The sequence below is a fragment of the Kitasatospora sp. RG8 genome (genome assembly GCF_017813315.1).
In the GTDB taxonomy this organism is placed as follows: Bacteria; Actinomycetota; Actinomycetes; order Streptomycetales; family Streptomycetaceae; genus Kitasatospora.
The window spans coordinates 1-2897 of sequence record NZ_JAGIYX010000078.1; the positions used below are offsets into that span (position 1 = coordinate 1).

Annotated in this window: 1 protein-coding gene and 1 pseudogene; both read right to left on the reverse strand. The window is 76.5% G+C overall.

The features are described from left to right. Positions 1–2652, reverse strand: a 2652-nt coding sequence (locus J5Y04_RS41045) for a hypothetical protein (protein WP_209417654.1), incomplete at its 3' end; no start/stop codon positions are given. Next, positions 2649–2897 (reverse strand): annotated as a pseudogene (locus J5Y04_RS41050) (ABC transporter permease); the annotation flags it as partial. The pseudogene J5Y04_RS41050 and the gene J5Y04_RS41045, both read right to left, overlap by 4 nt.

Below are 2897 nucleotides of genomic sequence, written 5' to 3' on the forward strand. Positions count from 1 at the left end.
CAGGCCCATGGTGCGCAGCCGGGCGAGCAGGGCGACGCGCTCCGGGGCCGCCCGCAGCAGCGTCAGCAGCACGGCGAGCAGGGCGAACCCCGCCGCGCCGATCACGGAGGCCCAGAACAGCCGACCGGCCGAGAGCTGGAGCGGGTCATTGGCCAACTCGGCGGCCAGACCGGTGCTGGTGCGCGCCACGTAGCCGAACGGCAGGCTGTCGGGATCCTCACCCGCACGGGCCTGGCCGGCCGGTGCGGCGCCAGGGGACGCGGGTGCCGTGGTGGATCCGGCCACCGCCGCCGGTGCGGAGGACGACCCGGCGGTGGCGGAGGGAGCCGGTGTCGGGGACGCGGTCGCTCCGCCGGGCGGGGTGGCGCCGACGAAGGAACCGACCCCGCTGAGCGGCCCCTTCTCCCGCACCAGTGCCTTCAGCTGCCGCTCGTCCACGTCACCGGTGCCGAACCAGAGGTTGGGCTGGGCGAGTTCGGGCCTTCGGGCGGCCGCGGTACCGGCCGACACGATGACGAACCGCCGGGTCGACTCCTCCAGCGCGGGTGTGGCGTCGACGGTTCCGGCCTTCGCGACGAGGAGTTCCCAGCCGTTGAGCATCCGCAGGCGCTGGCTGCCGTCGCCCGCTTCGGCCGCGAGTGCGGCACTGAACACGGCCGGCACCGGGGTGTCGTCCCCGCCGGCTCCGCCCGCCAGGACGGCCGGGTCGAAGGCGCCGCGCCCGACGGATCGGGCCAACTTGACGTACGCCTGCGGGTCGACGGCCAGCACGCTGACCCGGGTGGACCCTCCCGAGACACCGACGACGAACACCTCGCTCTCCCACCAGACGGCGGTACCGGTCCGGACGCCGGGCAGGGCGTTCGCCGCCTTGATGAAGCCGGGCGGCAGCGAGACACCGGTCGGCGCGCCGACGACCGCGTCGCCGCCGACCGCCTGCCGGGCCGCGCGCAGCCGGGAGCCGTCCACCGCGTCCAGCACGGTGGCCCCGAAGCCGGCCGTGGTGACGGCGAGCATCAGTGCGAGCAGTGGTAGCACGGAGGGGCGCGGCCGGCCGCCGGTGCCGCGGGCGGCGCGGGCCAGGCCGAGGAAGCCGATCAGTCCGGGGCCGCGGCCGGTCACCCGGGCGAGCGCGCCGACCAGGACCGGCTGGAGCCGGGCGAGCAGCAGACCGCCGGTGAGGGCGAGCAGCAGCGGGGCCGCGACCAGCAACGGGTCCAGGCCCTCCCCGGGCGGGACGACGCCGCGTCGCCGGACCTCCAGCACGGCCGCGACGGTGACGGCCGCGACGACGAGTTCGCCGACCAGCCGTCGCCGCCCGGTCCGTCGGCGCGGCGCCGACCAGAGCAGGGCCGCGCGGGCGGGGAAGCCCAGCAGCGCGAGCAGCGTGATGGCCAGCGCGGCCAGAACGGCGCCCGTCCAGCGCGGGGTCGGCAGCAGTGCTAGGGCGAGGACGGTCGCGGCCGCTGCGGCGGGCAGGACGGTCACCGCGCCCTCGCCGAACAGGCGCAGCAGCACGCCGCCGCGCGAGCCGCCGCGGGCCTGGAGCAGCCGGAGTTCGCCGCCGCGCCGGTCGAAGGTGAGGGCGGCCGCCAGGCAGAGGACCACGGCGGCGACGCCGGCCAGGCCGGCCGGGCCGATCGCGGCGAGCGGCGCGGTGGCGGCGCGCCGCTCGGTGGCCTGCTGGAACAGCTTCGGCAGCGGCGAGGTGAGCCCGAGGTCCGACCGGCCGGTGTCGGTCCGCAGGTGCGTGCTGGTGGGGCCGGTCAGGTACGAGGAGAGCTCCTCGCTGGTCTGCGGAAGCCGGTCGGCGCGCAGCGCGTCGATGTCGACCGGCAGCCGCCAGAAGTCCATGGCGCCGTTGCCCCAGGCTGCGAGCCGTGGTGCCGACGCCGCGTCGGTCACGCCGGCGGTCTTCCAGTAGACCCTGGGGGTGCCCTCCAGACAGGCCTTCTCCGGGCAGGGCAGACCGGCCCAGTACGGGTCGGCCGGATCGTTGGGCGTGAAGAGTCCGACCACCTCGGCCCGCTGGGCGTCCTGCGGGTCCCCGATGCCGGGAAGCGGGCGGGCTTCGAGTACGTCGCCGAGGTGGATGCCGATGGTGTCGGCGGCGCTCCGGCTGAGCGCGATCGGGACCGGTCCGTCGTCGCGGCCGCCGTTGGGCCAGCGGCCGGCCACCAGGGCGGCGTGGTCGCTGAGGCCGTGCAGGTAGATCAGGCCTGCCTGCGGCCGTGAGGCGTCGGGCCGGGAGAGCCCGGGGTTGTAGAGCTCGCGCGCCTTGTCTCCGCGTGCGCCATACACCGGACCACCCGGGATGAAGCCGAAGTTCTTCGTCGGGTAGGCGGCGAGCTTCTCCGCCACCTGGTCGAGGCCGTCCGCGTCGAAGCGCTGCTGCCCGGTGGCGAGCACGCTGGTCCAGGCCGGTCCGCGGTCGCGCAGGTACTCGTGCAGGGCGGTGTCCGTGCCCCGGTCGACGGCCCGCGGGAACGCGGCGGCGAGGAAGACGGTGCCGAGGGCCAGCGCGGCGGCGAGCACAGCGGCGACCGGTGCTGTGCGCAGTCTGGTCCGTACCCAGGGGGCGGGGTGGTGTTCGGCGGTCGGTGCGGTGCCGGTGGGGCGGGGTGGTGTGCGGGTGCCGGCCGGGCTGGTCACATCTCCTCCACGTGCCGTAGCCGGGCGGCCACGTCTCGACGGCGGCGGCCGGTCAGGAAGGCCGACGCCAGGGCGACGGCGGTGATCGCGGCCGCGATCAGGGCGGCCGGGCCGAGCGGCATGCCGACCAGGACTTCGGGGACCGGCCGGCGGGCGGCCGGGGTCAGCACCACGAGCGGGACCACCAGATGGACGGTCAGGGCTCCCAGCGCGAGGCCGACCAGGCTGGCGAGACCGACCAGGAC